24 protein-coding genes and 1 riboswitch are annotated in these 25,105 nt (G+C 64.1%); of the genes, 19 read left to right on the top strand and 5 right to left on the bottom strand.

What is annotated here, in order from left to right:
* Positions 1 to 1,437 precede the first annotated feature (1,437 nt).
* A complete protein-coding gene (locus EHH60_RS23105) occupies positions 1,438 to 2,250 on the bottom strand; it encodes an SDR family oxidoreductase (protein WP_124161728.1) in 813 nt (270 codons plus the stop codon).
* Between the two features lie 153 nt (positions 2,251 to 2,403).
* The gene (locus tag EHH60_RS23100) at positions 2,404 to 3,462 is read right to left on the bottom strand and encodes a polysaccharide deacetylase family protein (protein WP_124161727.1); all 1,059 of its coding nucleotides are present in this window, start codon (positions 3,460 to 3,462) and stop codon (positions 2,404 to 2,406) included.
* A gap of 164 nt (positions 3,463 to 3,626) precedes the next feature.
* Here EHH60_RS23100 and EHH60_RS23095 point away from each other — a divergent pair, with 164 nt between their 5' ends.
* The 11 genes from EHH60_RS23095 (at position 3,627) to phoB (ending at position 13,607) form a co-directional block, all read left to right on the top strand.
* On the top strand, positions 3,627 to 5,021 hold the full coding sequence (locus tag EHH60_RS23095) for an OmpA family protein (protein WP_124161726.1): 1,395 nt from the start codon (positions 3,627 to 3,629) through the stop codon (positions 5,019 to 5,021).
* A 2-nt stretch (positions 5,022 to 5,023) separates the two neighbouring features.
* Complete coding sequence (locus EHH60_RS23090; protein ID WP_199751794.1) at positions 5,024 to 5,326, top strand: hypothetical protein; 303 nt, start codon at positions 5,024 to 5,026, stop codon at positions 5,324 to 5,326.
* Between the two features lie 204 nt (positions 5,327 to 5,530).
* A complete protein-coding gene (locus EHH60_RS23085) occupies positions 5,531 to 5,782 on the top strand; it encodes a hypothetical protein (RefSeq protein ID WP_124161724.1) in 252 nt (83 codons plus the stop codon).
* Positions 5,783 to 6,838: a lysylphosphatidylglycerol synthase domain-containing protein gene (locus EHH60_RS23080; protein WP_124161723.1), complete on the top strand. Its 1,056-nt coding sequence runs from the start codon at positions 5,783 to 5,785 to the stop codon at positions 6,836 to 6,838. It begins immediately after the preceding gene.
* Positions 6,839 to 6,884: 46 nt separating this feature from the next.
* Positions 6,885 to 8,177 carry an ATP-binding protein gene (locus tag EHH60_RS23075; RefSeq protein ID WP_124161722.1) on the top strand — a complete coding sequence of 431 codons (1,293 nt, stop codon included), beginning with the start codon at positions 6,885 to 6,887 and terminating at the stop codon, positions 8,175 to 8,177.
* Between the two features lie 150 nt (positions 8,178 to 8,327).
* Positions 8,328 to 9,341, top strand: a complete 1,014-nt coding sequence (pstS, locus tag EHH60_RS23070) for a phosphate ABC transporter substrate-binding protein PstS (protein WP_124161721.1) — start codon at positions 8,328 to 8,330, stop codon at positions 9,339 to 9,341.
* A 158-nt stretch (positions 9,342 to 9,499) separates the two neighbouring features.
* Complete coding sequence (gene pstC / locus EHH60_RS23065) at positions 9,500 to 10,489, top strand: phosphate ABC transporter permease subunit PstC (RefSeq protein ID WP_199751809.1); 990 nt, start codon at positions 9,500 to 9,502, stop codon at positions 10,487 to 10,489.
* A gap of 4 nt (positions 10,490 to 10,493) precedes the next feature.
* The gene (gene pstA / locus EHH60_RS23060) at positions 10,494 to 11,339 is read left to right on the top strand and encodes a phosphate ABC transporter permease PstA (protein WP_124161719.1); all 846 of its coding nucleotides are present in this window, start codon (positions 10,494 to 10,496) and stop codon (positions 11,337 to 11,339) included.
* Positions 11,336 to 12,157, top strand: coding sequence for a phosphate ABC transporter ATP-binding protein PstB (gene pstB / locus EHH60_RS23055; RefSeq protein WP_028179020.1), 822 nt, complete (start codon positions 11,336 to 11,338; stop codon positions 12,155 to 12,157). Before pstA ends, pstB begins: the two co-directional genes overlap by 4 nt.
* A gap of 11 nt (positions 12,158 to 12,168) precedes the next feature.
* Positions 12,169 to 12,885, top strand: coding sequence for a phosphate signaling complex protein PhoU (gene phoU, locus EHH60_RS23050; protein ID WP_124161718.1), 717 nt, complete (start codon positions 12,169 to 12,171; stop codon positions 12,883 to 12,885).
* Positions 12,886 to 12,899: 14 nt separating this feature from the next.
* Positions 12,900 to 13,607, top strand: coding sequence for a phosphate regulon transcriptional regulator PhoB (gene phoB, locus EHH60_RS23045; protein ID WP_008143479.1), 708 nt, complete (start codon positions 12,900 to 12,902; stop codon positions 13,605 to 13,607).
* A gap of 227 nt (positions 13,608 to 13,834) precedes the next feature.
* On the opposite strand, the gene EHH60_RS23040 is transcribed toward phoB, so the two are convergent.
* On the bottom strand, positions 13,835 to 14,347 hold the full coding sequence (locus EHH60_RS23040) for a GcrA family cell cycle regulator (RefSeq protein ID WP_024337097.1): 513 nt from the start codon (positions 14,345 to 14,347) through the stop codon (positions 13,835 to 13,837).
* A 458-nt stretch (positions 14,348 to 14,805) separates the two neighbouring features.
* Between EHH60_RS23040 and EHH60_RS23035 the strand changes: the two genes are divergently transcribed.
* The 3 genes from EHH60_RS23035 to EHH60_RS23025 all read left to right on the top strand — a co-directional run bounded on the left by EHH60_RS23035 (position 14,806) and on the right by EHH60_RS23025 (position 18,107).
* Complete coding sequence (locus EHH60_RS23035) at positions 14,806 to 16,014, top strand: aspartate aminotransferase family protein (protein ID WP_124161717.1); 1,209 nt, start codon at positions 14,806 to 14,808, stop codon at positions 16,012 to 16,014.
* Positions 16,014 to 16,949 (top strand): ornithine carbamoyltransferase, encoded by a 936-nt coding sequence (gene argF, locus EHH60_RS23030; protein ID WP_124161716.1) that lies wholly within the window; start codon positions 16,014 to 16,016, stop codon positions 16,947 to 16,949. Before EHH60_RS23035 ends, argF begins: the two co-directional genes overlap by 1 nt.
* A gap of 150 nt (positions 16,950 to 17,099) precedes the next feature.
* Positions 17,100 to 18,107 carry an Hsp33 family molecular chaperone gene (locus tag EHH60_RS23025; protein ID WP_124161715.1) on the top strand — a complete coding sequence of 336 codons (1,008 nt, stop codon included), beginning with the start codon at positions 17,100 to 17,102 and terminating at the stop codon, positions 18,105 to 18,107.
* 123 nt (positions 18,108 to 18,230) lie between these two features.
* On the opposite strand, the gene apaG is transcribed toward EHH60_RS23025, so the two are convergent.
* The gene (gene apaG, locus EHH60_RS23020; RefSeq protein ID WP_199751803.1) at positions 18,231 to 18,623 is read right to left on the bottom strand and encodes a Co2+/Mg2+ efflux facilitator ApaG/CorD; all 393 of its coding nucleotides are present in this window, start codon (positions 18,621 to 18,623) and stop codon (positions 18,231 to 18,233) included.
* A 195-nt stretch (positions 18,624 to 18,818) separates the two neighbouring features.
* Between apaG and EHH60_RS23015 the strand changes: the two genes are divergently transcribed.
* Genes EHH60_RS23015 through EHH60_RS23005 form a run of 3 tightly spaced genes read left to right on the top strand, consistent with a single transcriptional unit; the run spans position 18,819 to position 21,859 of the window.
* Positions 18,819 to 20,075, top strand: coding sequence for an OpgC domain-containing protein (locus tag EHH60_RS23015; RefSeq protein ID WP_124161714.1), 1,257 nt, complete (start codon positions 18,819 to 18,821; stop codon positions 20,073 to 20,075).
* Complete coding sequence (locus EHH60_RS23010; RefSeq protein ID WP_124161713.1) at positions 20,075 to 20,854, top strand: SGNH/GDSL hydrolase family protein; 780 nt, start codon at positions 20,075 to 20,077, stop codon at positions 20,852 to 20,854. Before EHH60_RS23015 ends, EHH60_RS23010 begins: the two co-directional genes overlap by 1 nt.
* A 12-nt stretch (positions 20,855 to 20,866) precedes the next feature.
* Positions 20,867 to 21,859, top strand: coding sequence for an SGNH/GDSL hydrolase family protein (locus EHH60_RS23005; protein WP_124161712.1), 993 nt, complete (start codon positions 20,867 to 20,869; stop codon positions 21,857 to 21,859).
* Between the two features lie 57 nt (positions 21,860 to 21,916).
* Here the strand turns inward: EHH60_RS23005 and EHH60_RS23000 are convergent, their stop codons facing one another.
* A complete protein-coding gene (locus EHH60_RS23000) occupies positions 21,917 to 23,104 on the bottom strand; it encodes an O-succinylhomoserine sulfhydrylase (RefSeq protein WP_199751791.1) in 1,188 nt (395 codons plus the stop codon).
* 76 nt (positions 23,105 to 23,180) lie between these two features.
* Positions 23,181 to 23,260: riboswitch (SAM riboswitch) on the bottom strand.
* A 109-nt stretch (positions 23,261 to 23,369) separates the two neighbouring features.
* On the opposite strand from EHH60_RS23000, the gene EHH60_RS22995 reads away from it, so the two are divergent.
* Together EHH60_RS22995 and EHH60_RS22990 are read left to right on the top strand one after the other, a co-directional pair.
* The gene (locus EHH60_RS22995) at positions 23,370 to 24,476 is read left to right on the top strand and encodes a 2'-deoxycytidine 5'-triphosphate deaminase (RefSeq protein ID WP_124161710.1); all 1,107 of its coding nucleotides are present in this window, start codon (positions 23,370 to 23,372) and stop codon (positions 24,474 to 24,476) included.
* A gap of 171 nt (positions 24,477 to 24,647) precedes the next feature.
* Positions 24,648 to 25,061: a PAS domain S-box protein gene (locus EHH60_RS22990; RefSeq protein WP_124161709.1), complete on the top strand. Its 414-nt coding sequence runs from the start codon at positions 24,648 to 24,650 to the stop codon at positions 25,059 to 25,061.
* Positions 25,062 to 25,105: the final 44 nt, after the last annotated feature.

Raw genomic sequence — 25,105 nt, 5'->3', positions numbered from 1 at the left:
TGATCTCGAATCCGGGCCTCATCAATTTGGATCACCTGACCCATGGCATTCCCATCGTTCATTCAAAGCTCCTTCATTCTAGAAGAAGCCGTCAATCCTGAAAGTGCGAAAGACTCTGTACGTTATCCTACCGTATGAATCCGTGAGAAGCTCAACAGAAAACTCTCGTTTTAAGTAGTCTGCCTGTGGAGGAGCCGATGGTGCTGACGAAGAGCGATTGGTCGCAAAGTTATCCTCGCGCCGTATTGCGGGGCGTTCTGGCGGACGCTGCAAAGACTATGCCCGAAGCAACACGGACGCCTTCCTTGATGGCGTGCCTCGCCCAGAGGATTTTGGCCGCGGCGGCTGACGGCCGAGAGAACCCGATCGATCTAGGTCGCCGTGCCATCGAGAAGGTGCGGGAATCTTGTCCTGACTGCCGCGCATGCCATGGCTTGCAAGTAGCCTGCAACAGCGATCGTTCGCAGGAAAAACCGTAGAACTCCGACGCAGACCGGTAAGGAGGAACGTATGGACATATCCGAGCCACCTTGGGTTAGGTGCTTCAGGCATTTATCCAAATCTCCCGCAGAGAATTGGTGCGCCTTTGAGCTGACGGTGTGTGTCGGATGCCCTAATACCGTGTCGTCTCGCCATTCAGTGGGCGCTGTTAAAGATCCTATGAGGTCCGAGGAGATCAAAGGCTGGTTTCGCGGTCTTAAGCCGTGCAAGGTTTCTGATGCCATCAGAAATTAGAATCGCGTCGTTGCAGGCGTTCGAAAGCATCATCCCTCGCTGAACCAGTGAGCCTGATGTTATTGAAAGCCGATATTACCAATTTGTGCTGGGGAGAACATTTATGCGAAGCTCTTGGTCAATGCTTTATGCCCAACGACTTAGCAAGCTCAGTTCTGAGCTCGCAGAGTTGGAAGATCTTCGAGGTTTAGTCGAAAAAGCAGAGCGAAAGGTGCGCGGTCCGCATGCATTACGCTCGGCACCTCATGCTTCGCAACACCTTCGAAGCCGTGAGCCGCGCGCCCTGTCTGTCCGCCTCCATCGCAACGCACCGCTAAGCAAGAATCCAGGAGCTCTCGGATCCACCGCGAACGACAACCAAGTCGATGGGGTCCCGTGCCGGACCCATTTCCCGGCGGACGGTGGGCTTCTCCCTTCAACCGCTGAATAGTGAACCGAAGTCGTCCCTTCTGCTTGTGGGCCGTTAGCGGACACGCGCATCTGGGGACGCCAATGCGTTTTCGAGCGGAAAGCGGACGTCGCTGTGCCTGCATCGATGCGGATGAGTACACGCCCCAGCTCGACACCTGTTTTGCCCGACGTGTCAACCGAATGGCGGCTGCAATCGTCGTCGCCTGTGTCGCTCGAAAATCCCTTGCCGATCAAGAGCCTTTCTACTGTGCATGGGGTTGTTTTCGACATTTTGGTTCGGAGTCTCGCCGGTCAATCGCTATCCCACCCGCTGCCCTTGATTCCCGGGTTGGCATAGACGATGCCGCCGTCGATCGCGATGGTCGCCCCCACCACGTAATCTCCCGCGCGCGAGGCAAGATAAATCGCGGCGCCCGCCCTGTCCTCGTCGGTGCCGATGCGGCCCACGGGGACACGGGTCGCGACCTCGTCGGCGTGGTCGCGCGCGGCGCGGTTCATGTCGGACTTGAACGGGCCCGGCGCGATCGCTGTGACCACGATGTGGTCAGGGATGAGCTTCACCGCCATGCGCCGCGTCAGATGGATCAGCCCCGCCTTGCTCGCGGCATAGGAATAGGTCTCGCCCGGATTGACGAAGATGCCGTCGATCGAGGCGATGTTGATCACCTTCGCCGGCCGCTCCGCGCTTGCCGAGGCGCGCAGCGTCGGCGCCAGCGCCTTGGTCAGGAAGAACGGCGACTTCACATTCAGATTCATCACCTTGTCCCAGCCGCTCTCCGGAAATTCGTCGAACTCCGCGCCCCAGGCCGCGCCCGCATTGTTGACGAGGATGTCGAGCCTGGATTCGCGCTTCTTGAATTCGCTCGCCAGCAGCTCGCAGCCGGCGACCGTGGACATGTCGATCGGAAGCGCGATGCATTCGCCGTCATATCGCGCAGTGAGCTCTTTCGCGGTGGCTTCGCACGGCCCGGCCTTGCGCGCGGTGATGTAGACCTTTGCCGCCCCGGCGCTGAGAAATCCCGCGGCGATCATCTTGCCGATGCCGCGCGAGCCGCCGGTCACCAGCGCGATACGGCCTTTGAGCGAGAACAGATCGTTGAACATGGTGCCTCCCTTGGTTGGCGCTGGTTGTGAGCGGGGCAGGGAGGGGAGTCAAGGAAGGTCCGCTTGGATGAGGCGGGAGCGAGGCGCGATAGCGGCCCAACCAATTCGGTGTCGTCCCCGCGAACGGGGGGATGACGGTAGGGATAGGTGTGCCTATGCCGCCGCGATCCGGCGAAAGCCGTTCCACATCGCGGTCGCGGCGCCCGAGGTCAGCACCGGCAGGATGCGCGCGTCCTGGTAGTTGCCATTGAGCGAAACGCGGGGCAGCGCGGTCATGTGACCGGCATTCTCCGCGAACAACATGCCGGGCCGTGTCGTCACCGCGGTCTTGAAGCCGGCGGATGCGGCAAGGGCGAATTCGCGCATCCCCGCGGCGTCGCGATCGCCATAGGGATAGGCGAGGTGCAACACGGGGCGCTCCAGCACCTGCTCGATCCGCGCGCGGCTGGCGGCCATCTCCTGCGCGGCGATGTCTTCCGCCTGCTTGGCGAGGTTGCAATGGCTGACGCTATGCGCGCCGATCGTGACCAGCGGATCGGCGGCAAATGTCCTCACCTCGGCCCAGGACAGGCACAGGCTGCGGCACAGCGCGTCCATGTCGACGTCGTGCGTCGTGCAGAGCGCTTCGATCTCGCGCTTGAGGTCGTGCTCGCCCGGCAGCGCACGCAGCCAGTCGTGCAGGCGGTCGAACGCCGCCTGCTTGGCGGCAGGCGTCGTCGCATCGAGCCGCAGCGCGGAATTGCCGATTCTGACATCGACCTGCTCGGCCTTGGCGATCACGGCCTCCAGCGCCGTCCACCACAATCGTCCGGTGCCCTCGGCAAAGTCGCTCGCGACATAGACCGCCAGGGGCGCGTCAAATTCGCGCAGCACCGGCAGAGCATAGTCGAGATTGTCGCGATAACCGTCGTCGAGGGTGAAGGCGGCGAAGCGCCGGTCGAAGCGGCCTTGCACCAGCCGCTCATGCAGCTCGTCCATGCTGACGATGTCGATGTCGCGCGAGCGCAAATGGCGCAGCGTTGCGCGCAGGAATTCGGGTGTGACTTCGAGATGCCGGTTCGGCTGGAACGCGCCCTCACGGGCGGGCCGCACGTGGTGCAGCATGAAAATGGCGCCGACGCCCGACAAAAGTGGGCGCAACAGGTGGTGCGCTCCGCTGAAATAGAGTGCTCCCAGCCCGGCGCGGATGACGTTGTTACGCAGTTGTTTCATGAACGGCTGGGGGACTCTGGCATTCCGCGCTCAACTTACGGAAGAACCCTTGAAGAAAAAGTTATTCCGATTGTCCAGGCGGGGCCCTTGGAACGGCAGCATTTCCGGTTTGACAGCCTGCCAAGGGTTTGTTTTGTCTCCGTTTCCAGAGTTCGGGTCGTCGAATGCAGAAGCTTTTCAGGTGGGCCAGCAAATGGTGGCTAGGGCTGATCCCCCTGGCCGTCATGTGGGGATTTGCGGCCTGGAATAACACCTTACCGGTCGAGGCCGATCTGTCGGCGCGCAGCTCGGCTGCGCTGAAGGATACCGTTCTGGACAAGACACGGATCGTGGTCGATGGCCGCGATGTCAGCCTGGCTGCGGACGCCTTCTCCGAGGCGGGGCGCCGCGACGCCGTGGTGGCGGTCGAGACCGTCCCCGGAGTGCGGCTGGTCGACGACCGGACCCGCCTTGTTCCTGAGGCCAAGCCCTTTGTCTGGACCGCCGAGCGCGACGTCGTGCGGGTGACGCTGTCAGGCTCGGCGCCCCTGCCCTCGATGAAGGGCCGGCTGACCGAGGCCGCCCGCAAGGAGGTCGGGGGTGTCGAGGTGGCCGATCAGATGGGGCTGGCGCGCGGCGCGCCGCCACGGTTCGAGGCTGCTGCGATGCTGTTGCTGGATCAGATCGGCAAGCTCAAGGACGGCAAGATCACGATAACGGACACCAAGGTCAATCTGTCGGGCATAGCGCGCGAGCTCGGCGGCCGGGAGGCGATCGCGGCCGCGCTCAAGAACCTGCCTGAGGGTTTTTCTATTGCCGCCAACGAGATCAAGGCGCCGCCCTACATCTTCCAGGCATACAAGGATCCGGTGGCCGCGACGGTGACGCTGACCGGCTATGTTCCCGACAACAATGTCCATGCGGCGATCGCCACCAGCGCCTCGCGAAAGTTCTTCACCGAAAAGGTCGTCGACAATCTCAAGGCCAGCATCGGCGCACCCGGCTCCTTCAGCCCGGCCGTGGTCGCAGCGCTTGGCGCGCTGTCGCGGCTGTCGACCGGTACGCTCGTCGTCTCCGACCGCGAGGTGAAGTTGTCGGGCGATGCGCTGTACGAGGGTGCCGCCAACGACATCCGCGCAGGCCTCGGCAAGGACTTCCCGAAAAACTGGCAGTACAAGCCGGAGATCACGGTAAAGCCCGCGGCAGGCCCCGTCGATGGCACCGTGTGCCAGCAATTGTTCTCGGAGCTCCTGACCAAGGGCAAGATCCGCTTCGCGGCCAAGCGGGCCGACATCGATCCTGACTCCGCCGGCATCCTCGATCGTCTCATCGAGACGGCGCTGCGCTGCCCCACCAACAATATTGAGGTCGCCGGGCATACCGACGCCGACGGCGAGGACAACTTCAATCAGGCTCTCTCGGAACAGCGCGCGCAGGCGGTGATCGACTACCTCGTCAAGGCCGGCCTGCCCGCCAGCCGCTTCACCGCGGTCGGTCATGGCAGCACGCAGCCCGTCGCCGGCAACGACACCGACGAAGGCAAGGCGCAGAACCGCCGCATCGAATTTCTGGTGAGGTGACGATGCCCTATCTCGTCTCGTTCCATCTGGGCTGGCTGATCGGCTCGCTGCTGCTGGGCTTCTGCATGGGCTGGATCTCGGTGGTCCAGCGCGGCAACGGCACCTCGAAGGTGATGGCGCGCTGGCTCGCCGCGCTCGCCGCTGCGCTGGTGGCGGCCTCGCTCGCCCATGTGGTCCCCGGCCGCTTCGGCTACTGGCTCGATCTCGGCCTGATCATGTTCGCCTGCTACCTCGTCGGCTGCACCATCGGTGCGTGGTTGCGCGACCGCGTGGTCTCGCGCACCGCGCCTCCAGCCGCTCTGTGATGTTGCCGTGCCCCCCTGACCGAAGGTACGGGGTGCGCGCGTCCGCCGCGGCCTTTCGGCGCGTCAGCACCCCGTCAACTGGCCTCTTCGATCGCCCTCTTTCAACAGGCAGGCCTGCCCCATAGATTGACGTCGGCTTAAGGCGTGACGGAACATTGTGCGGCCGAAATCATCAAAACTTCATGGCGTCTGCGCAGGATTGCCATGGAGATTCGCGTCGAGCCCTTGCCGTCGAAAGCGCCAAATCGTGCATCAGGAGCCGCAACCCTGCCTAAAATATTGAACGCACGTGTTTTTGTTCGAATTAGCGAATTCCACTCTGCCCGAAAACGCGCTAGTGGAGGGGCAGGGGGCATCCGCGATGCCGGAGCCGGCGGCGAGGATTCGTTGATTGCCTGTGCGCCGTCCGCCTGTCCACCGGCCACCCTGGCCGCCGAAGTGTTGTTCGAGGTCTAGATGCTGGAAGCCATACGCAGGGCGATGTCGTTTCTGCGCCAGAAGCAAGTCCTGCATAAGCTTGGAGTTGTGATCAGCATCGCGGTCATCGGCGTCGCTTGCTATGTGCTCTACCACATGCTGCGAGGCATCGATTTCAACGAGGTCCTCGAGGCGATCAAGAGCACCGAGCCGAGTCAGATTGCGATGGCGGCGCTGTTCGTCGCTGCGGGTTATTTCACGCTGACCTTCTACGACCTCTTCGCCACGCGCGCGATCGGCCATGCCCATGTGCCTTATCGCATCAACGCGCTCGCGGCCTTCACCAGCTATTCCATCGGCCACAATGTCGGAGCCAGCGTCTTCACCGGCGGTGCGGTGCGCTACCGCATCTATTCGGCCTATGGGCTGAACGCGATCGACGTCGCAAAAATCTGCTTTCTCGCCGGCCTGACTTTCTGGCTGGGCAATGCCGCCGTGCTCGGCCTCGGCATCGCCTATCACCCGGAGGCCGCCGCCTCGATCGACCAGCTTCCTCCCTGGCTGAACCGGACGCTGGCGCTGATGATCATCGTGGCGCTGGTCGGCTACGTAGTCTGGGTCTGGACCCAGCCGCGGGTGGTCGGCCGCGGCCCCTGGACCGTGGTGCTGCCGGGCGGTCCGCTGACGCTGCTCCAGATCGCGATCGGCATCGTCGATCTCGGCTTCTGCGCGCTGGCGATGTATGTCCTGGTGCCGGACGAGCCCCATGTCGGCTTCGTCGTGGTTGCGGTGATCTTCGTCTCGGCCACCCTGCTCGGCTTCGCCAGCCATTCCCCGGGGGGGCTCGGCGTGTTCGACGCCGCCATGCTGGTCGGTCTCTGGCAGATGGACCGGGAGGAGCTTCTGGGTGGCATGCTGCTGTTCCGCGTCCTCTATTATCTGTCTCCTTTCGTCTTATCTGTAATCTTGCTGACGCTTCGCGAAGTTATCATTGGCGCGCGATCGAAGCGCTTGCAACAGGCGGCGCTCAAGCTGGATCCCGGCCCCGTGCGTGAAGCCGCCTACGTGAGAGAGCGCAGCGACGGCGGCGCCTGACCGGTGCCAGAGTCCTTAGGACAATCCCCAGGAGAAGCCCGTCCCGATGGCGATCGACGCCCCATCTTCTCCCCCCGCCCAGCCCTGGTCCGACCGGCTCCGGCACTCGACCGTCATCCTGATTGCCGCGGCGCTGGCGCTGTCCGTCGTGGCCTCCCTTGGCGAATTATCGGCGCTGCACGCCGCGATCGTGTTCCTCTGCATCGCCGCGGCTGCCCTGATCCCCTGGCGGCTGCATGATCGCGCCGCTTCGCGCGACGACGTCAGGCGCATCAACCCGGTCGAGAGCGCGGCGGTGGCTGCGGTGGTCGCCGGCATGCCGGATCCGGCGGTGCTGCTCGACCGCGCCGGCCGCGTCATCCACCTCAACGCCGCGGCCGCCCAGCTCGCGCCGGCGCTGCGCAGGAACGAGCTCGCCCAGTTCGCGCTGCGCTCGCCGGAGATCATTACGGCGCTGCGCGAGGCGATCGCCACCACCGAGCCGCGGCGCGCGACCTATCTCGACCATGTTCCGGTCGATCGCTGGATGGAGCTGATGATCACGCCGGTGCCGGTGCCGACCAGCTTCGGCGGCGCCGACAAATGCATGCTGATGACCTTCCACGACCAGACGCCGCTGCGCCGGGTCGAGGAGATGCGCGCCGACTTCGTCGCCAATGCCAGCCACGAGCTGCGTACGCCACTGGCCGCGCTATCGGGCTTCATCGACACGCTGCAGGGCCAGGCCAAGGATGATCCCAAGGCGCGCGAACGCTTCCTCGGTATCATGCACAACCAGGCCACGCGCATGGCGCGCCTGATCGACGATTTGCTGTCGCTGTCGCGGGTCGAGCTGTCGGCCCATGTCCGGCCCGACACCCTGGTCGACCTCATACCGATCATCCGCCAGGTCGCCGACGGGCTCGAGCCGCTGGCGCGCGAGCGCCAGGTCGAGGTGGAGATCGATCTGCCGGAGCCGCCGGTGATGATCGCGGGCGACCGCGAGGAGCTGCTGCGCTTGTTCGAGAACCTGATCGAGAACGCGCTTAAATACGGCGCCTCCGGCGGACGCGTCATTGTGTCGCTGACATCAGGCATCGCCGCTGATGGAACTCAGGAAATCCGAGTCTTGGTCCGCGATTTCGGCCCCGGCATCGCTCCGGAGCACCTGCCGCGGCTGACCGAGCGCTTCTACCGGGTGGACGTGGGCGACAGCCGCTCGCAAGGCGGGACCGGCCTCGGATTATCGCTGGTGAAACATATTCTTAACCGCCATCGCGGCCGCCTTCTGATTGAAAGCGTGCCCAAGCAGGGCGCCACTTTCACCGCCTGTTTTCCCCAGGCGAAGACTTCGGCGTGACCTGAAATTCAAGCAATTTCAATTGCTTGTTGGTGTCATCCAGCCGTCACGAAACCTTCGTAAAAGCACAGCCGACCGCCCCTAAACGAGCGGCGCGGGGAGCGCGATCGGGCGCGGATGGCGCTTCGTTCCCCCTGTATGGAGACCAGCATGAATTTCATCAAAACTATGGTTGCTGCGGGCTTGGTCGCCGCAACGACGACGGCGGCCTTCGCCGCCGATATCACCGGCGCCGGCGCGACGTTCCCGTTCCCGATCTATTCCAAGTGGGCTGACGCCTACAAGAAGGAGACCGGCAACGGTCTGAACTATCAGTCGATCGGCTCCGGCGGCGGCATCAAGCAGATCCAGGCCAAGACCGTGACCTTCGGCGCCACCGACGCGCCGCTCAAGGCCGAGCAGCTCGAGAAGGACGGCCTCGCTCAGTGGCCGATGGTGATGGGGGCGATCGTTCCCGTCGTCAACCTCGAGGGCGTGAAGCCCGGCGAGCTGGTGTTCGATGGCGAGACCCTGGCCGCCATCTATCTCGGCAAGATCACCAAGTGGGACGATGCCGCGATCAAGAAGCTCAATCCGAACGTGAAGCTGCCGTCGGAAGCCATCACCGTGGTTCGCCGCTCGGACGGTTCCGGCACCACCTTCAACTTCACCAACTACCTCTCCAAGGTCAGCGCGGACTGGAAGAGCAAGGTCGGTGAGGGTACCGCGGTCGAGTGGCCGGTCGGCGTCGGCGCCAAGGGCAACGAGGGTGTGTCGGGCAACATCGGCCAGACCAAGAACTCGATCGGTTATGTCGAGTACGCCTATGCCAAGCAGAACAAGCTGACCTACGCCGGCCTGGTCAACAAGGCGGGCAAGACGGTGCAGCCGACCGTCGAAGCGTTCCAGGCGGCCGCCTCCAACGCCGACTGGGCCAAGGCTCCGGGCTACTACGTCATCCTGACCGATCAGCCCGGTGACAAGTCCTGGCCGATCACCGCGGCGACTTTCATCCTCATGCACAAGTCTGCCACCGACAAGGCGGCCTCGCAGGAAGCCATCAAGTTCTTCCGCTGGGCCTTCAAGAACGGCGGCAAGATGGCAGAGGAGCTCGACTACATCCCGATGCCCGACAGCGTCGTCCAGCAGATCGAGAAGACCTGGGCTGCCGAGATCAAGAGCTGAGCGCTCTCCTCTCATGTCCCGGACGCGGTGCAGCATGACGTGCTCCGCCGCTGAGCCGGGACCCACAAGAACCAAGCCCCGGATAGGCCAGCGCATCCGGGGCACAGAATCAAAACAAGCGTATACATAAACGGGTACAGGGGATCGGCGTGGCAGAGATGGCCGTTCAGAGCGATGCAATCGACGACGCCGGACCGTATGATCGCGCCAAGGCCTTGAGCGCGTTCAAGCTCGGCGATGTCACTTTCTACTGGATCACACGGCTTTCCGCGATCTCGGTGCTGCTGATCCTCGGCGGCATCATCATTTCGCTGATCGTCGGCGCGTTCCCGGCGATCAAGGAATACGGCCTGTCGTTCCTGTGGACGCAGCGCTGGGCTCCTTCCGCCGATCCGCCCGTGCTCGGCGCGCTCGGGCCGATGTACGGCACGCTCGTCACCTCGTTCATCGCGATGCTGATCGCCATTCCCGTCGGACTCGGGATTGCGATCTTCCTCACCGAGCTCTGTCCGCAATGGCTGCGCCGCCCGATCGGCATGGCGGTCGAGCTGCTCGCCGGCATTCCCTCGATCATCTACGGCATGTGGGGCTTCTTCGTGCTGGGCCCGTTCCTGGCCAACACCTTCCAGCCCTTCATGATCCGGGTGTTCGACGGCGTGCCCGTGCTCGGCGCGATCTTCGCAGGTCCCCCGTCCTATCTCAGCCTGTTCAATGCCGCGCTGATCCTCGCCATCATGGTGCTGCCCTTCATCACCTCGATCTCGGTCGACGTGTTCAAGACGGTGCCGCCGGTGCTGAAGGAAGCCGCCTACGGTGTCGGCTGCACTACGTGGGAAGTCGTGCGCAGCGTGGTGATCCCCTACACCCGCGTCGGCATCATCGGCGGCGTCATGCTGGCGCTGGGCCGCGCGCTCGGCGAAACCATGGCGGTGACCTTCATCATCGGCAATTCGTTCCGTATCTCTTCATCGATTTTCGCCCCGGGCACCACGATCTCGGCGGCGATCGCATCCGAGTTCGCCGAGAGCGACGGTCTGCACCAGTCCGGCCTGATCCTGCTCGGCCTGCTTCTGTTCGTGCTCACGTTCTTCGTGCTCGCAGCCGCGCGGCTGATGCTGATGCGCCTGGAAACCAAGGCGGGGAAATGAAGCCATGAATCCGATCTATTCACGCCGTCGCCGCTGGGACATCGTCATCCGCGGGCTCTGCATCGCCGCCGCCGCCTTCGGCGTCACCTGGCTCGCGCTGATCCTGATCACGCTGCTCTACAACGGTCTGGCCGGGCTCAACCTTCAGGTCTTCACCGCAGACACGCCGCCGCCCGGATCGACCGAGGGCGGCCTGCGCAACGCCATCGTCGGCTCGCTGATCATGACCGTGATCGGCGTCGGCATTGGCGCGCCGCTCGGCCTGTTCGCCGGCACCTATCTCGCCGAGTACGGCCGCAACGACAAGCTGACCTCGGTGATCCGCTTCATCAACGACATCCTCTTGTCGGCGCCTTCGATCATCATCGGCCTTTTCATCTACGGCGCGGTCGTGGTGCCGATGCGAGGCTTCTCGGCCATCGCCGGCGCGCTGGCGCTCGCCGTGATCGTGATCCCGGTCGTGGTGCGCACCACGGAGGACATGCTGCTGCTGGTGCCGAACCCGCTGCGTGAAGCCGCCAGCGCACTCGGCCTGCCGCGCTCGCTGGTGATCAAGCGCATCGCCTACCGTGCGGCGCGCTCCGGCCTCATCACCGGTGTGCTGCTCGCCACCGCCCGCGTCGCCGGCGAGACCGCGCCGCTGCTGTTCACCGCGCTGTCCAACCAGTTCTTCAGCCTCGGCCTGGACAAGACGATGGCCAACCTGCCGGTGACCATCAACAACTTCGTGCAGAGCCCCTACGCCTACTGGAAGCAACTTGCCTGGAGCGGGGCGCTGCTGATCACCCTGACTGTGCTTGCCCTGAACATTGGCGCCCGCATCCTTGGTGCCGAGAGGACCGCAAAATGAGTGAAATGTCTGTTTCCGTAAGCGCGCCGACCGTTCATCCCGGCTCGCAGCCGCTGCCCGAGGCGCCTGCCAAGGTCACCGCGCGCAACCTCAACTTCTACTATGGTGAGCACCATGCGCTGAAGAACATCAATCTGGCGCTCGGCACCAATCGCGTCACGGCCTTCATCGGCCCGTCCGGCTGCGGCAAGTCGACCCTGCTGCGTATCTTCAACCGGATGTACGACCTCTACCCGGGCCAGCGCGCCACCGGCCAGCTGTTGCTCGACCACACCAACATGCTCGACCCCAAGCTCGACCTCAATCTGCTGCGCGCCCGGGTCGGCATGGTGTTCCAGAAGCCGACCCCGTTCCCGATGACGATCTACGAGAACATCGCCTTCGGCATCCGCCTCTACGAGAAGATCTCGAAGTCCGAGATGGATGATCGCGTCGAGAAGGCGCTGCGCGGCGGCGCGCTGTGGAACGAGGTCAAGGACAAGCTCAACGCCTCCGGCCTGTCGCTCTCCGGCGGCCAGCAGCAGCGCCTCTGCATCGCCCGCACCGTCGCGGTGCGGCCCGAGGTGATCCTGTTCGACGAGCCCTGCTCGGCACTCGATCCGATCTCGACCGCCAAGGTCGAGGAATTAATCCAGGAATTGTCGGAGAACTACACGATCGCGATCGTCACCCACAACATGCAGCAGGCGGCCCGCGTCTCCGACAAGACCGCCTTCATGTATCTCGGCGAGTTGATCGAGTTCGACGACACCAGCAAGATCTTCACGTCGCCGAGCGACCGGCGCACGCAGGATTACATCACCGGCCGGTTCGGCTGAGGAGACGGAACATGGGTTCTGAACATACCGCAAAGGCTTTCGACACCGACCTGCAGGAGCTCACCCGCCTGGTCGCCGAGATGGGCGGGATCGCCGAGCGCATGATCGTCGATTCCGTCGACGCGCTGATCCGCCGCGACGTCACGCTCGGTCAGCGCGTCGTCACCACCGACGCCGAGCTCGACATGCTGCAGAAGCGCATCGAGGAGCGCGCCGTGCTCACCATCGCCCGCCGGCAGCCGATGGCCGTTGATCTGCGCGAGATCGTCGGCGCCATGCGCGTCGCGACCGATCTCGAGCGCATCGGCGATCTCGCCAAGAACATGGGCAAGCGCGTCGCCGCGCTGGAGACGGATTTCCATCCGCTGAAACTGTTCCGCGGCCTGGAGCACATGACCGACCTCGTTCAGCAGCAGGTCAAGTCGGTGCTGGACGCCTATGCCGCGCACGATCTGCCGGCGGCGATGGCGGTGTGGAAAGGCGACGAGGAAGTCGACGCCATCTGCACCTCGCTGTTCCGCGAACTCCTCACCTACATGATGGAGGATCCGCGCAACATCTCGTTCTGCATCCATTTGATGTTCTGTGCCAAGAACATCGAGCGGATCGGTGACCACGCCACCAACATCGCCGAGACCGTGTTCTACATGATCGAGGGCCAGGCGATCACCGACAAGCGGCCGAAGGGCGACATGACGACCTTCGCCACGACGGTGCCGAATACCTAAGGAGCGACGACAACATGGGCGCACGCATCATGGTGGTTGAGGACGAGGAAGCTCTCACCGAGCTTCTCCGCTACAACCTCGAAGGCGACGGCTATGACGTCGAGACGGTGATGCGCGGCGATGACGCCGACACCCGCCTCAAGGAGCACATTCCCGATCTGATCGTGCTCGACTGGATGCTGCCGGGCCTGTCGGGCATCGAGCTATGCCGGCGGCTGCGCACCCGTCCCGAAACCAAGCAGCTGCCGATCATCATGCTCACCGCGCGCGGCGAGGAGAGCGAGCGGGTGCGGGGACTTGCGACCGGTGCCGACGATTACATCGTCAAGCCGTTCTCGGTGCCGGAGCTGCTCGCGCGCGTGAAGGGTCTGCTCAGGCGCGCCAGCCCCGAGCGGCTCGCCACCGTGCTCGCCTACGGCGACATCGAGCTCGATCGCGACAAGCGCCGCGTGGCGCGCTCGGGCCGGCCGATCGATCTCGGCCCGACCGAATATCGCCTGCTGGAGTTCTTCCTGGAGCATCCCGGCCGCGTGTTCTCGCGCGAGCAGCTGCTCGACAGCGTCTGGGGCCGCGACATCTACATCGACGAGCGCACCGTCGACGTCCACATCGGCCGCCTGCGCAAGCTGCTCAATCTCGGCCGTGAGCAGGATCCGATCCGCACCGTCCGTGGCGCCGGCTATGCGCTGGACGATCGATTCGCGAAGGCGGAGCAGACGTAAAGCTCTGAACTAGCGAGCCGCGGCAACAATCTTGGCCGTCACCCCGGGGCGCGCGTAGCGTGAGCCCGGGATCCATAATCACAGGGCTTTGTTTGGCGAAGACTCGGAGTGACCATCTCGCGCAATCACTGCGCCCTGTGGTTATTGATCCCCCGCCTCCGCGGGGACGACACCGAGTAAGCCGAGCCGTCAGCGTGTGACGGCTGCAGTCAGCTAAATCCGCAAACTCACCGCGTGCCCGGCTTCGCCGGTGCGCGCCGCCGATCCGCTGCAGGCTGATACGCCACGCGCGAATGCTGGGCGCAGTAGGGCAGGCCCGAGAGCGCCTTGCCGCCGCAGAAGAAGAAATCCGGGCTGGAGGGATCGCCGACCGGCCAGTGGCACGTCGCCTCGTTCAATTCCAGCAGCGACAGCCGCTGGCTCATCGGCACCACGTTGTCGTAGGTGACGGGTTCGGCCTCCACCTCGACCTCGAAGGCCTGCGCCAGTGCGGTGTTGCCGCGGGCGACGGGGCGGGTCACCCGCATCATGTGCTGCGCAGGCCGGGCCTTGCGCGGCCGGGGCGCTGCCGATGAAGGGCTCTTGGCGCGGCCGGACAAGCCGAGCCGGTGCACCTTGCCGATCACGGCATTGCGGGTCACATTGCCGAGCTCCGCCGCGATCTGGCTGGCCGAAAGTCCGGCCTCCCAAAGCTTTTTCAGCTGCTCGACGCGATCATCGGACCAGGTCAAAACCGTCATTGCACCCTTTCCCTCGCTGCGCGCCTGCCATCCTGGGGCCTTCGCAGCGATTGCCTAAGCCTTGAAAAACCCGTGCCGTCAGAATCCCTTAAGGCTCGCCGGGCGCGCTCAAGACGCCCGAACGTTTACGCCGGTACATGAGGACTCTTGGGATCAGAACTGCTGCACGAGATGTCGTATCTGACAGTCCAAACGCTACAATATGGCGTGACTCCCGCGCAAGAGTCCGCCGACTCGCGTCCACATGTTCCGTGGTGAAAATCCCGCAAAATCGGCACCGCAAGACTACGGATTTAGCATTTCGCGAGGCTTTCCAGGCGGCATTGACACCCGTCTTGCCAAGCATAAGATAGCCCCACGTGCCGCCCTTAAAAGGCGGCACGTTTCGTTTTCCGGGCCGGTCAATGGTGCGTTGCGCAATGCACGCATCACACCGTCCGCAACATTCAAGTGACGTCATGACTAACAGCGCCGCGCCGCATTTGCTCCCCGTTTTCGCCAGGGCCGACCTCGGTTTCGAGCGCGGCGAAGGCTGCTGGCTGATCGCGACCGATGGGGATCGCTATCTCGATTTCACCTCGGGCGTGGCGGTGAATGCGCTCGGTCATGCCCATCCCACGTTGGTCAAGGCGTTGCAGGAGCAGGCGACGAAGCTCTGGCACATGTCGAACCTGTTCCAGAGCCCGGACGGCGAGAAGCTCGCGGCGCGTCTGTGCAACGAAAGCTTTGCCGACTTCGTGTTCTTCTGCAATTCCGGCGCCGAGGCGCTGGAAGGTGTGATCAAGCTGGTGCGCCACCACCACTTCTCCAAGGGGCGTCCCGAACGCTATCGCATGATCACCTTCGAGGGCGCCTTCCATGGCCGCACGCTGGCGACGCTGGCCGCCACCGGTTCTGCAAAATACCTCGAGGGCTTCGGCCCGCCGATGGACGGCTTCGACCAGGTGCCGCATGGCGACCTCGAAGCCGTCAAGAAGGCGATCGGCCCGCATACCGCCGGCATTCTCATCGAGCCGATCCAAGGCGAGGGTGGCGTTCGTTCTGCGCCTCCCGCCTTCCTGAAGGCGCTGCGCGAGCTCTGCGATGAGCACGGCCTATTGCTCGCCTTCGATGAGGTGCAGACTGGCATGGGCCGGACCGGTGAACTCTTTGCCTACAAGCGCACCGGCGTCGTGCCCGACGTGATGTCGCTGGCGAAGGCGCTCGGTGGCGGTTTCCCGATCGGCGCGGTGCTCGCCACCGCCGACGCTGCGCGCGGCATGGGGCCGGGCTCGCACGGTTCGACCTTCGGCGGCAATCCGCTTGCGATCTCGGCCGCGAACGCCGTTCTCGACGTCATGCTCAAACCCGGCTTCTTCGGTCACGTGCAGAAAATGTCGCTGCTGCTGAAGCAGAAGCTCGCCTCCGTGATCGACCGCCATCCCGAAGTCGTCAGCGAGGTGCGCGGCGAGGGCCTCCTGATCGGCATCAAGGCCGTGGTACCCTCGGGCGATCTCGTCGCGGCGCTGCGCGCCGAAAAATTGCTCACCGTCGGAGCCGGCGACAATGTCGTGCGCTTCCTGCCACCCTTGATCGTTACCGAGGCGGAGATCGAAGACAGCGTCGGGCGGCTCGAACGCGCCTGCACCGCAATCTCTTCCAGTCAGACCAAGCGGGCGGCAAGCTGATGAGCAAGACGCCCAACACGACTCCAAAGCACTTTTTGGACATCAACGAGCTGCCGCTGTCGGAGCTCAAGAGCATGCTCGCCGCCTCATCGGCCATGAAGGCGAAGCAGAAGGCGCACCAGCCGGTCAGGCCGCTTGAAGGCAAGACGCTGGCGATGATCTTCGAGCGGCCCTCGACGCGGACGCGGGTGTCGTTCGATGTCGCCATGCGCCAGCTTGGCGGCGAGCCCATCATGCTCACGGGCGCCGAGATGCAGCTCGGTCGCGGCGAGACCATCGCCGACACCGCGCGGGTGCTGTCGCGCTATGTCGACGCGATCATGATCCGCATCCTCAATCACGAGGCGCTGCTGGAGCTTGCGGCCTATGCGACCGTGCCTGTCATCAACGGCCTGACCCGGCGGTCGCATCCCTGCCAGGTGATGGCCGACCTCATGACCTATGAGGAGCATCGCGGCCCGATCGAGGGCAAGACGGTGGCCTGGACCGGCGATGACAACAACGTGCTGGCGTCCTGGGCGCATGCCGCCGAGCGCTTCAAGTTCCAGCTCAACGTCGCAACACCTCCTGAACTCGCGCCGAAGAAGGCAATGCGCGACTGGATCAAGACGTCAGGTGCGCCGATCGTGCTCGGCACCGATCCGGAAGCCGCTGTGCGCGGCGCCGACTGCGTCGTCACCGACACCTGGGTGTCGATGGGCGACAAGGAGGGCGAGCACCGCCACAACGTGCTCAAGCCCTACCAGGTCAATGCCAAGCTCATGTCGCTGGCCAAGCCCGATGCGCTGTTCATGCACTGCCTGCCAGCCCATCGCGGCGAGGAGGTCACCGACGAGGTGATCGACGGTCCGCAATCGGTCGTGTTCGACGAGGCCGAAAACCGCCTGCACGCGCAGAAGGGCATTTTGGCCTGGTGCTTTGACGCGGTGAAATAGCGGGGGCGTGTGGTGGCGTTGCTGTCGCCCCGCGCGCCGCGATCGTCCAGGATCAGCGCTCGTCCTGCTCGCTTGTCCGGAACGATGGCGGAATACGTGGTGGTAGCCGCCCCCTTCCATTCTCAGCCCTCCGACCCCAGATAACGGCCCATGGTTTCCCAATCCCCTGACATGAAAACCGGGCCAGAAGGCCCGGTTCGCGCACCATCGGCGGTTCCGATCGATGACGCCGTGTTGCCCTACGAGGTCGACGCGCTCGATGTGCGCGGGCGGCTGGTGCGGCTCGGCCCGGCACTCGACGATATCCTGACCAAGCACGATTATCCCGCACCCGTCGGCAAGCTGCTGGGTGAAGCCATCGTGCTGACGACGTTGCTCGGCACCGCGCTGAAATTCGAGGGGCGTTTCATTCTCCAGGCCCAGACCGACGGTCCGGTCTCGTTCCTGGTCGTCGACTACATGGCGCCCGATCGCCTGCGCGCCTATGCGCGCTTTGACGCCGCGCGCCTCGGCGAAGCCAAAGACCCGGGCGCGCTGCTCGGCCGCGGCCATCTCGCCATGACCATCGACCAGGGCCCCGACATGAGCCGCTACCAGGGTCTGGTTGCGCTCGACGGCGGCAGCCTGGAAGACGCCGCGCACGAATATTTCCTCCGCTCCGAACAGATCCCGACGCGCGTGCGCCTTGCGGTCGGCGAGGAGTGGCGCTCGAGCGACGGCGGCAAGCATCGCTGGCGGGCCGGCGGCATGCTGATGCAGTTTCTGCCGAAGGCGCCGGAGCGCGCCCGGCAGGCCGATCTGCATCCCGGTGATGCGCCTGAAGGTGTCGAAGTGCACAGTGTCGCCGAAGACGACGCCTGGGTCGAGGCGCGTTCGCTGATCGAGACCGTCGAAGACGTCGAGCTGATCGATCCCGAACTCTCGGGCGAGCGGCTGCTCTACCGTCTCTTCCACGAGCGCGGCGTGCGCGTGTTCAATCCGCAGGTCCTCAAGGCGCAGTGCTCCTGCTCGCGCAATGCGGTCGCCTCGATGCTCAAGAGCTTTTCGCCGGACGATCGTGCCGCAATGGTCAAGGACGACAAGGTCGTCGTCACCTGCGAGTTCTGCTCATCGGTGTACCAGTTCACGCCGCACGAGGCGGGCGTGGAGGACGCGTAGGTACTTCCGTCATTGCGAGCGCAGCGAAGCAATCCAGACTGCCGCCGCGGAGGGGATTCTGGATTGCTTCGCTGCGCTCGCAATGACGGTGGGGAGAGAGCGTGCCACACCCTGCTGCGCCCCTTAATTCAACACCCGCTTGTTGTCGGGACTGTCGAGCGAGAACGTCGGTACGTCGATCTCGAAGCGCTCGCCGGTTTCGCTGACCATCTGGTAGCTGCCGGTCATGAAGCCCGAGGCGGTCGAGAGGGGCACGCCGGAGGTGTATTCGAAGCGCTCGCCTGGGGCCAGGATCGGCTGCTCGCCGACCACGCCCTCGCCCTTCACCTCCTGCTGGCGGCCGGAGGCATCGGTAATGATCCAGTGCCGCGTCTTGAGCTGCACGGTTTCCTCGCCGGAATTGGTGATGACGATGGTGTAGGACCAGAAATAGCGCGAGCGGTCGGCCGACGACTGCTCCGGAACAAAGTTCGGCTCGACGGTCACTTCAATCTGGCGGGTCACGGCGCGGTACATGGCTGCCATAATAGCCAAATCCGTCCCGGAACCAAACGCTGGAGACGGCTTTGGCGACATCGTCCCGCCAGAATTCGAAGGGAAGGACACCCTCAAAGGGAGATTCCCTTATACGATCCGGCCGCTTTGCGAGACGACGGCGGGATCGTTACATTCCTTCAATGTCGTTATTTGCGGAGCGTTTTTAGGCCCCCGATGACCATTGCCGACCAAGTGACGGGATCGACGATCGCGGGGGCTGCGGAAGCCAAACCCGCAGGGACCAAGCCGCGTGCCGCCGCGCCGGCCATCACGCTGCCCGCCATCGGCGAGCGCGAGCTCCGGCTCGATCTGTTCCGCGGGCTCGCGCTGTGGCTGATCTTCATCGACCATCTGCCGGCAAGTCTGTTGACCTGGTTCACGATCCGCAATTACGGCTTCAGCGACGCGACGGAGATCTTCATCTTCATCTCCGGCTACACCGCCGCCTTCGTCTACGGCCGGGCGATGCTGGAGAGCGGCGTCGTCATCGCCACCGCGCGCATCCTGCGCCGGGTCTGGCAGATCTACGTCGCCCACGTCTTCCTGTTCACGATCTTCCTTGCCGAAATCTCCTACGTGGCGACCAGATTCGAGAACCCGCTCTACACCGAAGAGATGGGCATCATGGACTTCCTCAAGCAGCCCGACGTCACCATCGTGCAGGCGCTGCTCTTGCGCTTCCGTCCCGTCAACATGGACGTGCTGCCGCTCTACATCGTGCTGATGCTGGCGCTGCCCTTGATCCTTTGGTCGATGAAATGGCGACCCGACGTCACTCTCGGCCTTTCGGTCGTACTCTACGCGGTTACCTGGGAGTACGATCTCTATCTATCGGCCTATCCAAATGGCTTCTGGGCCTTCAATCCCTTTGCCTGGCAATTGCTGTTCGTGTTCGGTGCATGGTGTGCGCTCGGGGGTGCGCGCCGCATGTCGCGTATTCTGTCGTCGCGCGTCACGATGTGGATGGCGATCGCCTATCTCGCCGCGTCGTTCTACGTGACGCTGACCTGGTATGTGCCGCAGCTCTCCCAGTTCACGCCGAAGCTGATCGAGCAATGGATGTATCCGATCAACAAGACCGATCTAGACGTGCTGCGCTTCACGCATTTCCTGGCGCTGGCCGCGCTCACGGTGCGCTTCCTGCCGCGGGACTGGCCGGGCCTGAAGTCGCCCTGGCTGCGGCCGCTGATCCTGTGCGGCCAACATTCCCTCGAGATATTCTGTCTCGGCGTCTTCCTTGCTTTCGCCGGCCACTTCATCCTGGCCGAAGTTTCCGGCGGCGCAGCCATGCATGCCTTGATTAGTCTCTCCGGAGTCCTGATCATGTGGGGGGTGGCCTGGGTCATTTCGTGGTACAAGCGCGTGGCTGACAAGAGCGGTGCGAAAACCAAAAACGCCGTCGGCAATGCCGATCTGGCGGGAGGGGGCTGATGAAGGCGAAGGTTCTCCTGAGCCTGATCCTGCTATACGGCGGCCTCACCGCGCCCGTGGCGCGTGCGGACGATGCTGCGCCCACGGCTTCCCCTGCGCCCGCTTCCTGCGAATTGCCGGCCTATCTGCTGACCAGCGAAAGCCCGCTGCCCAAGGTCGCCGCTGCCGTCAAGGCCGGCAGGCCGCTCGAGATCCTGGTTATCGGCAGCCGCTCGACGACCATTCCATCTTCGGAGAACAGCTCATATCCGGCGCGCATGGAGGCGATCCTCAAGGAGAAGCTGCCGCCGTCGGAGGAGGTGCATGTCTCCGTAGAAATACAGAGCAAGAGAACGGCGGAGGAGGCCGCCTCCACTTTCGTTAAGCTGATGGAAGCAAAAACGCCTACGTTGGTGATCTGGCAGACCGGGACGGTGGATGCTATCCGAGCCATCGATCCCGACGAGTTTCGAAGTGCCGTCACCGAAGGGGTTGCTGCGTTGCAGAATGCGGGAGCTGACGTCGTCTTGATGAATCTGCAGTACAGTCCACGCACCGAAACCATGATCTCGGCGCAGCCTTTTCTCGATAATATGCGGGTGGTGGCGCAGGAGCACGGTATTCCGCTGTTCGATCGTTTCGCGATCATGCGGCAATGGAATGATCAAGGTCAGTTCGACCTGTTCAGCCCGTCCCGCGGGCCCGAGCTGGCGAAACAGGTCCATGATTGCCTTGGCCGGGCGTTGGCACGGTTCGTGTTCGACGCAGCCCGTCTCGAGCCGGCCCAGCAGCAAAATTGAGGTCTAGCGTTAATGAGTTCTCTTCCCCCTTTTTGCCTGGCGACATGGCTGGCCGCGCCTGCCGCCGTAGCGCTGTTGTTGCTGACGCCGGCCTCGCAATCGTATGCCCAGACGCCAGCCGCACAAACGACAACCGCCCCCGCGCAGTCGGCTGATCCCGCTTCCGCTTCGCCCTCCCAGACCAGCGTCGCTGCGACCTCGCCCGAGCAGCGCGGCATCGCGGCGCGAGCCATCGACAAGGTGAAGCAGGCCGCCAAATCCGCCGGCGACATCTTCAACCGTGTGCCCTGCCTGCCGCCGAAGGGCGGTTCGAAGGCGATGGGCTCGCTGCCGCACGTTGCTGGCAAGCTCGCCGCGGGCCAGCCCGTCGTCATCGTCGCGTTCGGCTCGTCGTCGACTCAAGGGTTCGGCGCGAGCTCGCCGGAGTTCAATTACCCCAACCGTCTCGCCGCGCAGCTGCGCCGGCACTATCCGGCCGCCAACATCAGCGTCATCAATGCCGGCGTCGGCGGCGAGGACGCCCCCGAGATGATGAAGCGCCTGCAGACGCAGGTGATCGACGTGCATCCGGACCTCGTGATCTGGCAGGTCGGCACCAACGCCGTGCTGCGCAATCTCGATCCCGGGGAAACCGCCAAGATGGTGGAGGATGGCATCAGCCGCATCCAGGCCGCGGGCGGCGCCGACATCGTGCTGGTCGATCCGCAATATTCGCCGGCGGTCAACCAGCGCGCCGAGAGCGCCGGCAAGATGGTGACGCTGCTCAGCAAGGTCGCCGAGCTCCGTCATGTTGGAATCTTCCCGCGCTTCGAGGTGATGCGCGACTGGCACGAGAAGCAGGCCATTCCGGTCGAGGGCTTCGTCATCGCCGACGGCCTGCACATGAACGATTGGGGCTATGCCTGCTTCGCCCAGCTGTTGGGTGACGATATCATCCGTTCCGTCGGCCAGATCAGGCTCGGGGTGAACGTCCCCGCGGATGTGCGGACGTACCGGCCGATGTAGAGGCGAGTAGGGAATAGGGTTTGATCTATTCGCCACTCACTATTCGCCATTCGCCCATCACGCCTTCTCCAGCGCCGCGGTCAGATCCTCGATCAGATCATCCGCATGCTCGAGTCCCGCGGAGAAGCGAATGAATCCCTCGCTGATGCCGAGCGTGGCACGATCCTCCGGCTTGAGACGCTGATGCGTCGTCGTCGCCGGATGTGTGACGAGGCTCTTGGCGTCGCCGAGATTGTTCGAGATCTTCGCAAGCTTCAATTCGTTGAGCACGCGGAACGCCGCCGCCTTGCCGCCCTTGACTTCGAAGCCGACCAGCGTCGAGCCGCCGCGCATCTGCTTTGTCACCAGCGCCGCCTGCGGATGATCGGCGCGGCCGGGATAGACCAGCCGCGAGATCTTCGGATGGCTCGCCAGCACGTCGGCGATGCGCGCCGCGGTATCGGTCTGCGCGCGCACGCGCACGCCCAGCGTCTCCAGGCCCTTGAGCAGCACCCAGGCATTGAACGGCGAGATCGAGGGGCCGGTCTGGCGCATGAAATTGTGAATGTGTTCGGCGATGAAGGCCTCCGAGGCCAGGATGATGCCGCCCAGGCACCGGCCCTGGCCGTCGATATGCTTGGTCGCGGAATAGACGACGACGTCCGCACCCAGCGCCAGCGGGCTCTGCCAGATCGGGGTTGCGAACACATTGTCGACCACGAGCCGTGCGCCACGCTTGTGCGCGATCTCGGCGATGCCGGGAATGTCGAGCACGTCGAGGGTCGGATTGGTCGGGCTCTCCAGGAAGAACGTCTTCGTGTTGGGCCTCAAAGCGCGCTGCCACTGGTCGAGATCGAGCCCGTCGACCAGCGTGGTCTCGATGCCGTAGCGCGGCAACAGGTCCTGGATGACGTAGAGGCACGAGCCGAACAGGGCGCGCGAAGCCACGACGTGGTCGCCGGCCTTGAGCGGTGCGAGGATCGCGGTCGTCACCGCGGCCATGCCCGTTGCCGCCGAGCGGGCGGCTTCGGCGCCTTCGAGCTCGATCATGCGGCGCTCGAACATCGCGATGGTGGGGTTGGAGTAGCGCGAATAGATGAAGCCGGGATCCTCGCCCTTGAACCGCGCCTCGCACTCCTCGGCGCTGTTGTAGACGTAGCCTTGGGTGAGGAACAGCGCCTCCGACGTCTCGCCATATTGCGAGCGCAGGGTCCCGGAATGGACCAGGCGGGTTTCGGGGCGGTAGTTGGCAGGCGACTTCGACATAGGACCCTCCGACATGACCATTCGACACGCAAACGGTCACAAAAAAAACCGGCCTGGATATCTCCACTGGCCGGGATCACAGAGGTCCCCGGCCTGTTTAGCGATTTATTTAACGTGGCTGCAAGCCGGCCGGCTCAAATCACCACGGGATAAGTGATGCTCATATTCCGCAATGCCCTTTCCGTCAAGACGTCCATCGGCTAGCCGTAAGAGGCTGATATTTCCCGCATGTTGGGATGCAAGCGAGCCTGATGAGGACCCCCGGTTGACGTTCACGGTCGCCGCCGACGCCAATGGTATCCTGCCCGACCGCATGATCGCGGCGATGGCGGAAGCGGGGCTCATCCTGCCCGAATACGACTTCGTCGAGAGCCAGATCCAGCCGGCGAGCCTCGATTTACGTCTGGGCGATATCGCCTATCGCGTCCGCGCCAGCTTCCTGCCAGGTCCCGGCGCCACGGTCGCCGAACGCATTGACGAATTGAAGCTGCACGAGTTCAGCCTCGCCGACGGCGCGGTGCTGGAGACCAACTGCGTCTATATCGTGCCGCTGCTGGAAAGCCTGGCGCTGCCGCCGGAAATCGTCGCGGCCGCAAATCCGAAGAGCTCGACCGGCCGGCTCGACGTCTTCACCCGCGTGATCGCCGATGGCACCCGCCGCTTCGACATGATCGGCGCCGGCTACCATGGCCCGCTCTATGCCGAGATTAGCCCGAAGACCTTTCCGGTGCTGGTGCGCGAGGGCTCGCGCCTGTCGCAGGTGCGTTTCCGCACCGGTGACGCCATCCTCAACGCGGACGAGCTCGACGGCTTGCATGCCGCCGAGCGCCTCGTCGATGTCGACGATGCCGACCTCTCGGGCGGCGTCGCTGTATCGGTGGATCTGTCGGGCGAGAAGGCGAGCGGTTTCGTGGGCTATCGCGCCAAGCGCCACACCGGCGTCGTCGACGTCGATCGCCGCTCCGGCTATGCGGTCGAAGACTTCTGGGAGCCGATCTCGGCGCGCCCCGACGGCAGCCTCATCCTCGATCCCGGCGAGTTCTACATCCTCGCGTCCAAGGAAGCCGTGCAGGTGCCGCCCGACTACGCCGCGGAGATGGTGCCGTTCGATCCCCTGGTCGGCGAGTTCCGCGTGCACTATGCCGGTTTCTTCGACCCCGGCTTCGGCTATGCCGGCGTCGGCGGGCAGGGCGCACGCGCCGTGCTCGAGGTGCGCTCGCGTGAGGTGCCCTTCATTCTCGAGCACGGCCAGATCGTCGGCCGCCTCGTCTACGAGAAGATGCTGGCCCGGCCCGACGCGATGTACGGCCAGCGCATCGGTTCGAACTACCAGGCGCAGGGCCTCAAACTATCGAAGCATTTTCGGGTGTGACCACACACTCTACTGTCATGCCTCGGCTTGACTGGAGCAGGACAGTACGCCGCGGCCGCTCAGTTTGATAACGGCCCGACTCGGACTATGGGATCACTCGATCAAGTCAGCGATGGCACCGCGTAGGTGTCAGGACGCGACGCAAATCAGGGCTACATGCGAGGTGACGAGATGAGCAATCCATCCGATCTCGACGCAAGCATCATCGAAGACGTTGCGGACGCGCTGATCTATTCGGACCGATCCGGCACGATCATGCGCTGGAATCGCGCGTCCGCCGCCCTGTTCGGCTTCTCCGTCGCGGAAGCGCTGGGCCAGAACCTCGACCTGATCATTCCCGAGCATCTCCGCGCCGCGCACTGGAAAGGCTTCGAGGCCGCGCTGGGGAGCGGGGCGATGAAGCTTGCGGGCAAGCCGACACTGACCCGCGCGCTCCACAAGAGCGGGCGCAAGCTCTACGTCGAGATGACATTCGCGCTGGTGCGTGATGCCGGCGGTGTCGTGCAGGGATCGGTTGCGGTGGCGCGCGACGTCACGGAGCGCGTCGAGCGCGAGCGCGCTGCAAGGCCTGCGCAAAATTCGTGATGCGGAATTGTCGGGGCGGCGTGCAGGGCGCCCTGCGCGAGCGT

The organism is Bradyrhizobium sp. RP6 (assembly GCF_003837805.1).
GTDB lineage: Bacteria > Pseudomonadota > Alphaproteobacteria > Rhizobiales > Xanthobacteraceae > Bradyrhizobium.
Note: the sequence above shows the minus strand (reverse complement) of the source record. Positions and strands in the feature narration are given on the sequence as shown.

Coding starts and splice junctions, on each gene's coding strand:
- pstS (WP_124161721.1), top strand. CDS start 8,328: ATGAATTTCATCAAAACTATGGTTGCTGCGGGCTTGGTCGCCGCAACG.
- argF (WP_124161716.1), top strand. CDS start 16,014: ATGAGCAAGACGCCCAACACGACTCCAAAGCACTTTTTGGACATCAAC.
- EHH60_RS22990 (WP_124161709.1), top strand. CDS start 24,648: ATGAGCAATCCATCCGATCTCGACGCAAGCATCATCGAAGACGTTGCG.
- EHH60_RS23100 (WP_124161727.1), bottom strand. CDS start 3,462: ATGAAACAACTGCGTAACAACGTCATCCGCGCCGGGCTGGGAGCACTC.
- EHH60_RS23015 (WP_124161714.1), top strand. CDS start 18,819: ATGACCATTGCCGACCAAGTGACGGGATCGACGATCGCGGGGGCTGCG.
- EHH60_RS23010 (WP_124161713.1), top strand. CDS start 20,075: ATGAAGGCGAAGGTTCTCCTGAGCCTGATCCTGCTATACGGCGGCCTC.
- phoB (WP_008143479.1), top strand. CDS start 12,900: ATGGGCGCACGCATCATGGTGGTTGAGGACGAGGAAGCTCTCACCGAG.
- EHH60_RS23005 (WP_124161712.1), top strand. CDS start 20,867: ATGAGTTCTCTTCCCCCTTTTTGCCTGGCGACATGGCTGGCCGCGCCT.
- EHH60_RS23090 (WP_199751794.1), top strand. CDS start 5,024: ATGCCCTATCTCGTCTCGTTCCATCTGGGCTGGCTGATCGGCTCGCTG.
- EHH60_RS23075 (WP_124161722.1), top strand. CDS start 6,885: ATGGCGATCGACGCCCCATCTTCTCCCCCCGCCCAGCCCTGGTCCGAC.
- EHH60_RS23085 (WP_124161724.1), top strand. CDS start 5,531: ATGGAGATTCGCGTCGAGCCCTTGCCGTCGAAAGCGCCAAATCGTGCA.
- EHH60_RS23040 (WP_024337097.1), bottom strand. CDS start 14,347: ATGACGGTTTTGACCTGGTCCGATGATCGCGTCGAGCAGCTGAAAAAG.
- EHH60_RS23000 (WP_199751791.1), bottom strand. CDS start 23,104: ATGTCGAAGTCGCCTGCCAACTACCGCCCCGAAACCCGCCTGGTCCAT.
- phoU (WP_124161718.1), top strand. CDS start 12,169: ATGGGTTCTGAACATACCGCAAAGGCTTTCGACACCGACCTGCAGGAG.
- EHH60_RS23035 (WP_124161717.1), top strand. CDS start 14,806: ATGACTAACAGCGCCGCGCCGCATTTGCTCCCCGTTTTCGCCAGGGCC.
- EHH60_RS23080 (WP_124161723.1), top strand. CDS start 5,783: ATGCTGGAAGCCATACGCAGGGCGATGTCGTTTCTGCGCCAGAAGCAA.
- EHH60_RS23105 (WP_124161728.1), bottom strand. CDS start 2,250: ATGTTCAACGATCTGTTCTCGCTCAAAGGCCGTATCGCGCTGGTGACC.
- pstB (WP_028179020.1), top strand. CDS start 11,336: ATGAGTGAAATGTCTGTTTCCGTAAGCGCGCCGACCGTTCATCCCGGC.
- EHH60_RS23025 (WP_124161715.1), top strand. CDS start 17,100: ATGGTTTCCCAATCCCCTGACATGAAAACCGGGCCAGAAGGCCCGGTT.
- EHH60_RS23095 (WP_124161726.1), top strand. CDS start 3,627: ATGCAGAAGCTTTTCAGGTGGGCCAGCAAATGGTGGCTAGGGCTGATC.
- apaG (WP_199751803.1), bottom strand. CDS start 18,623: ATGTACCGCGCCGTGACCCGCCAGATTGAAGTGACCGTCGAGCCGAAC.
- pstC (WP_199751809.1), top strand. CDS start 9,500: ATGGCCGTTCAGAGCGATGCAATCGACGACGCCGGACCGTATGATCGC.
- pstA (WP_124161719.1), top strand. CDS start 10,494: ATGAATCCGATCTATTCACGCCGTCGCCGCTGGGACATCGTCATCCGC.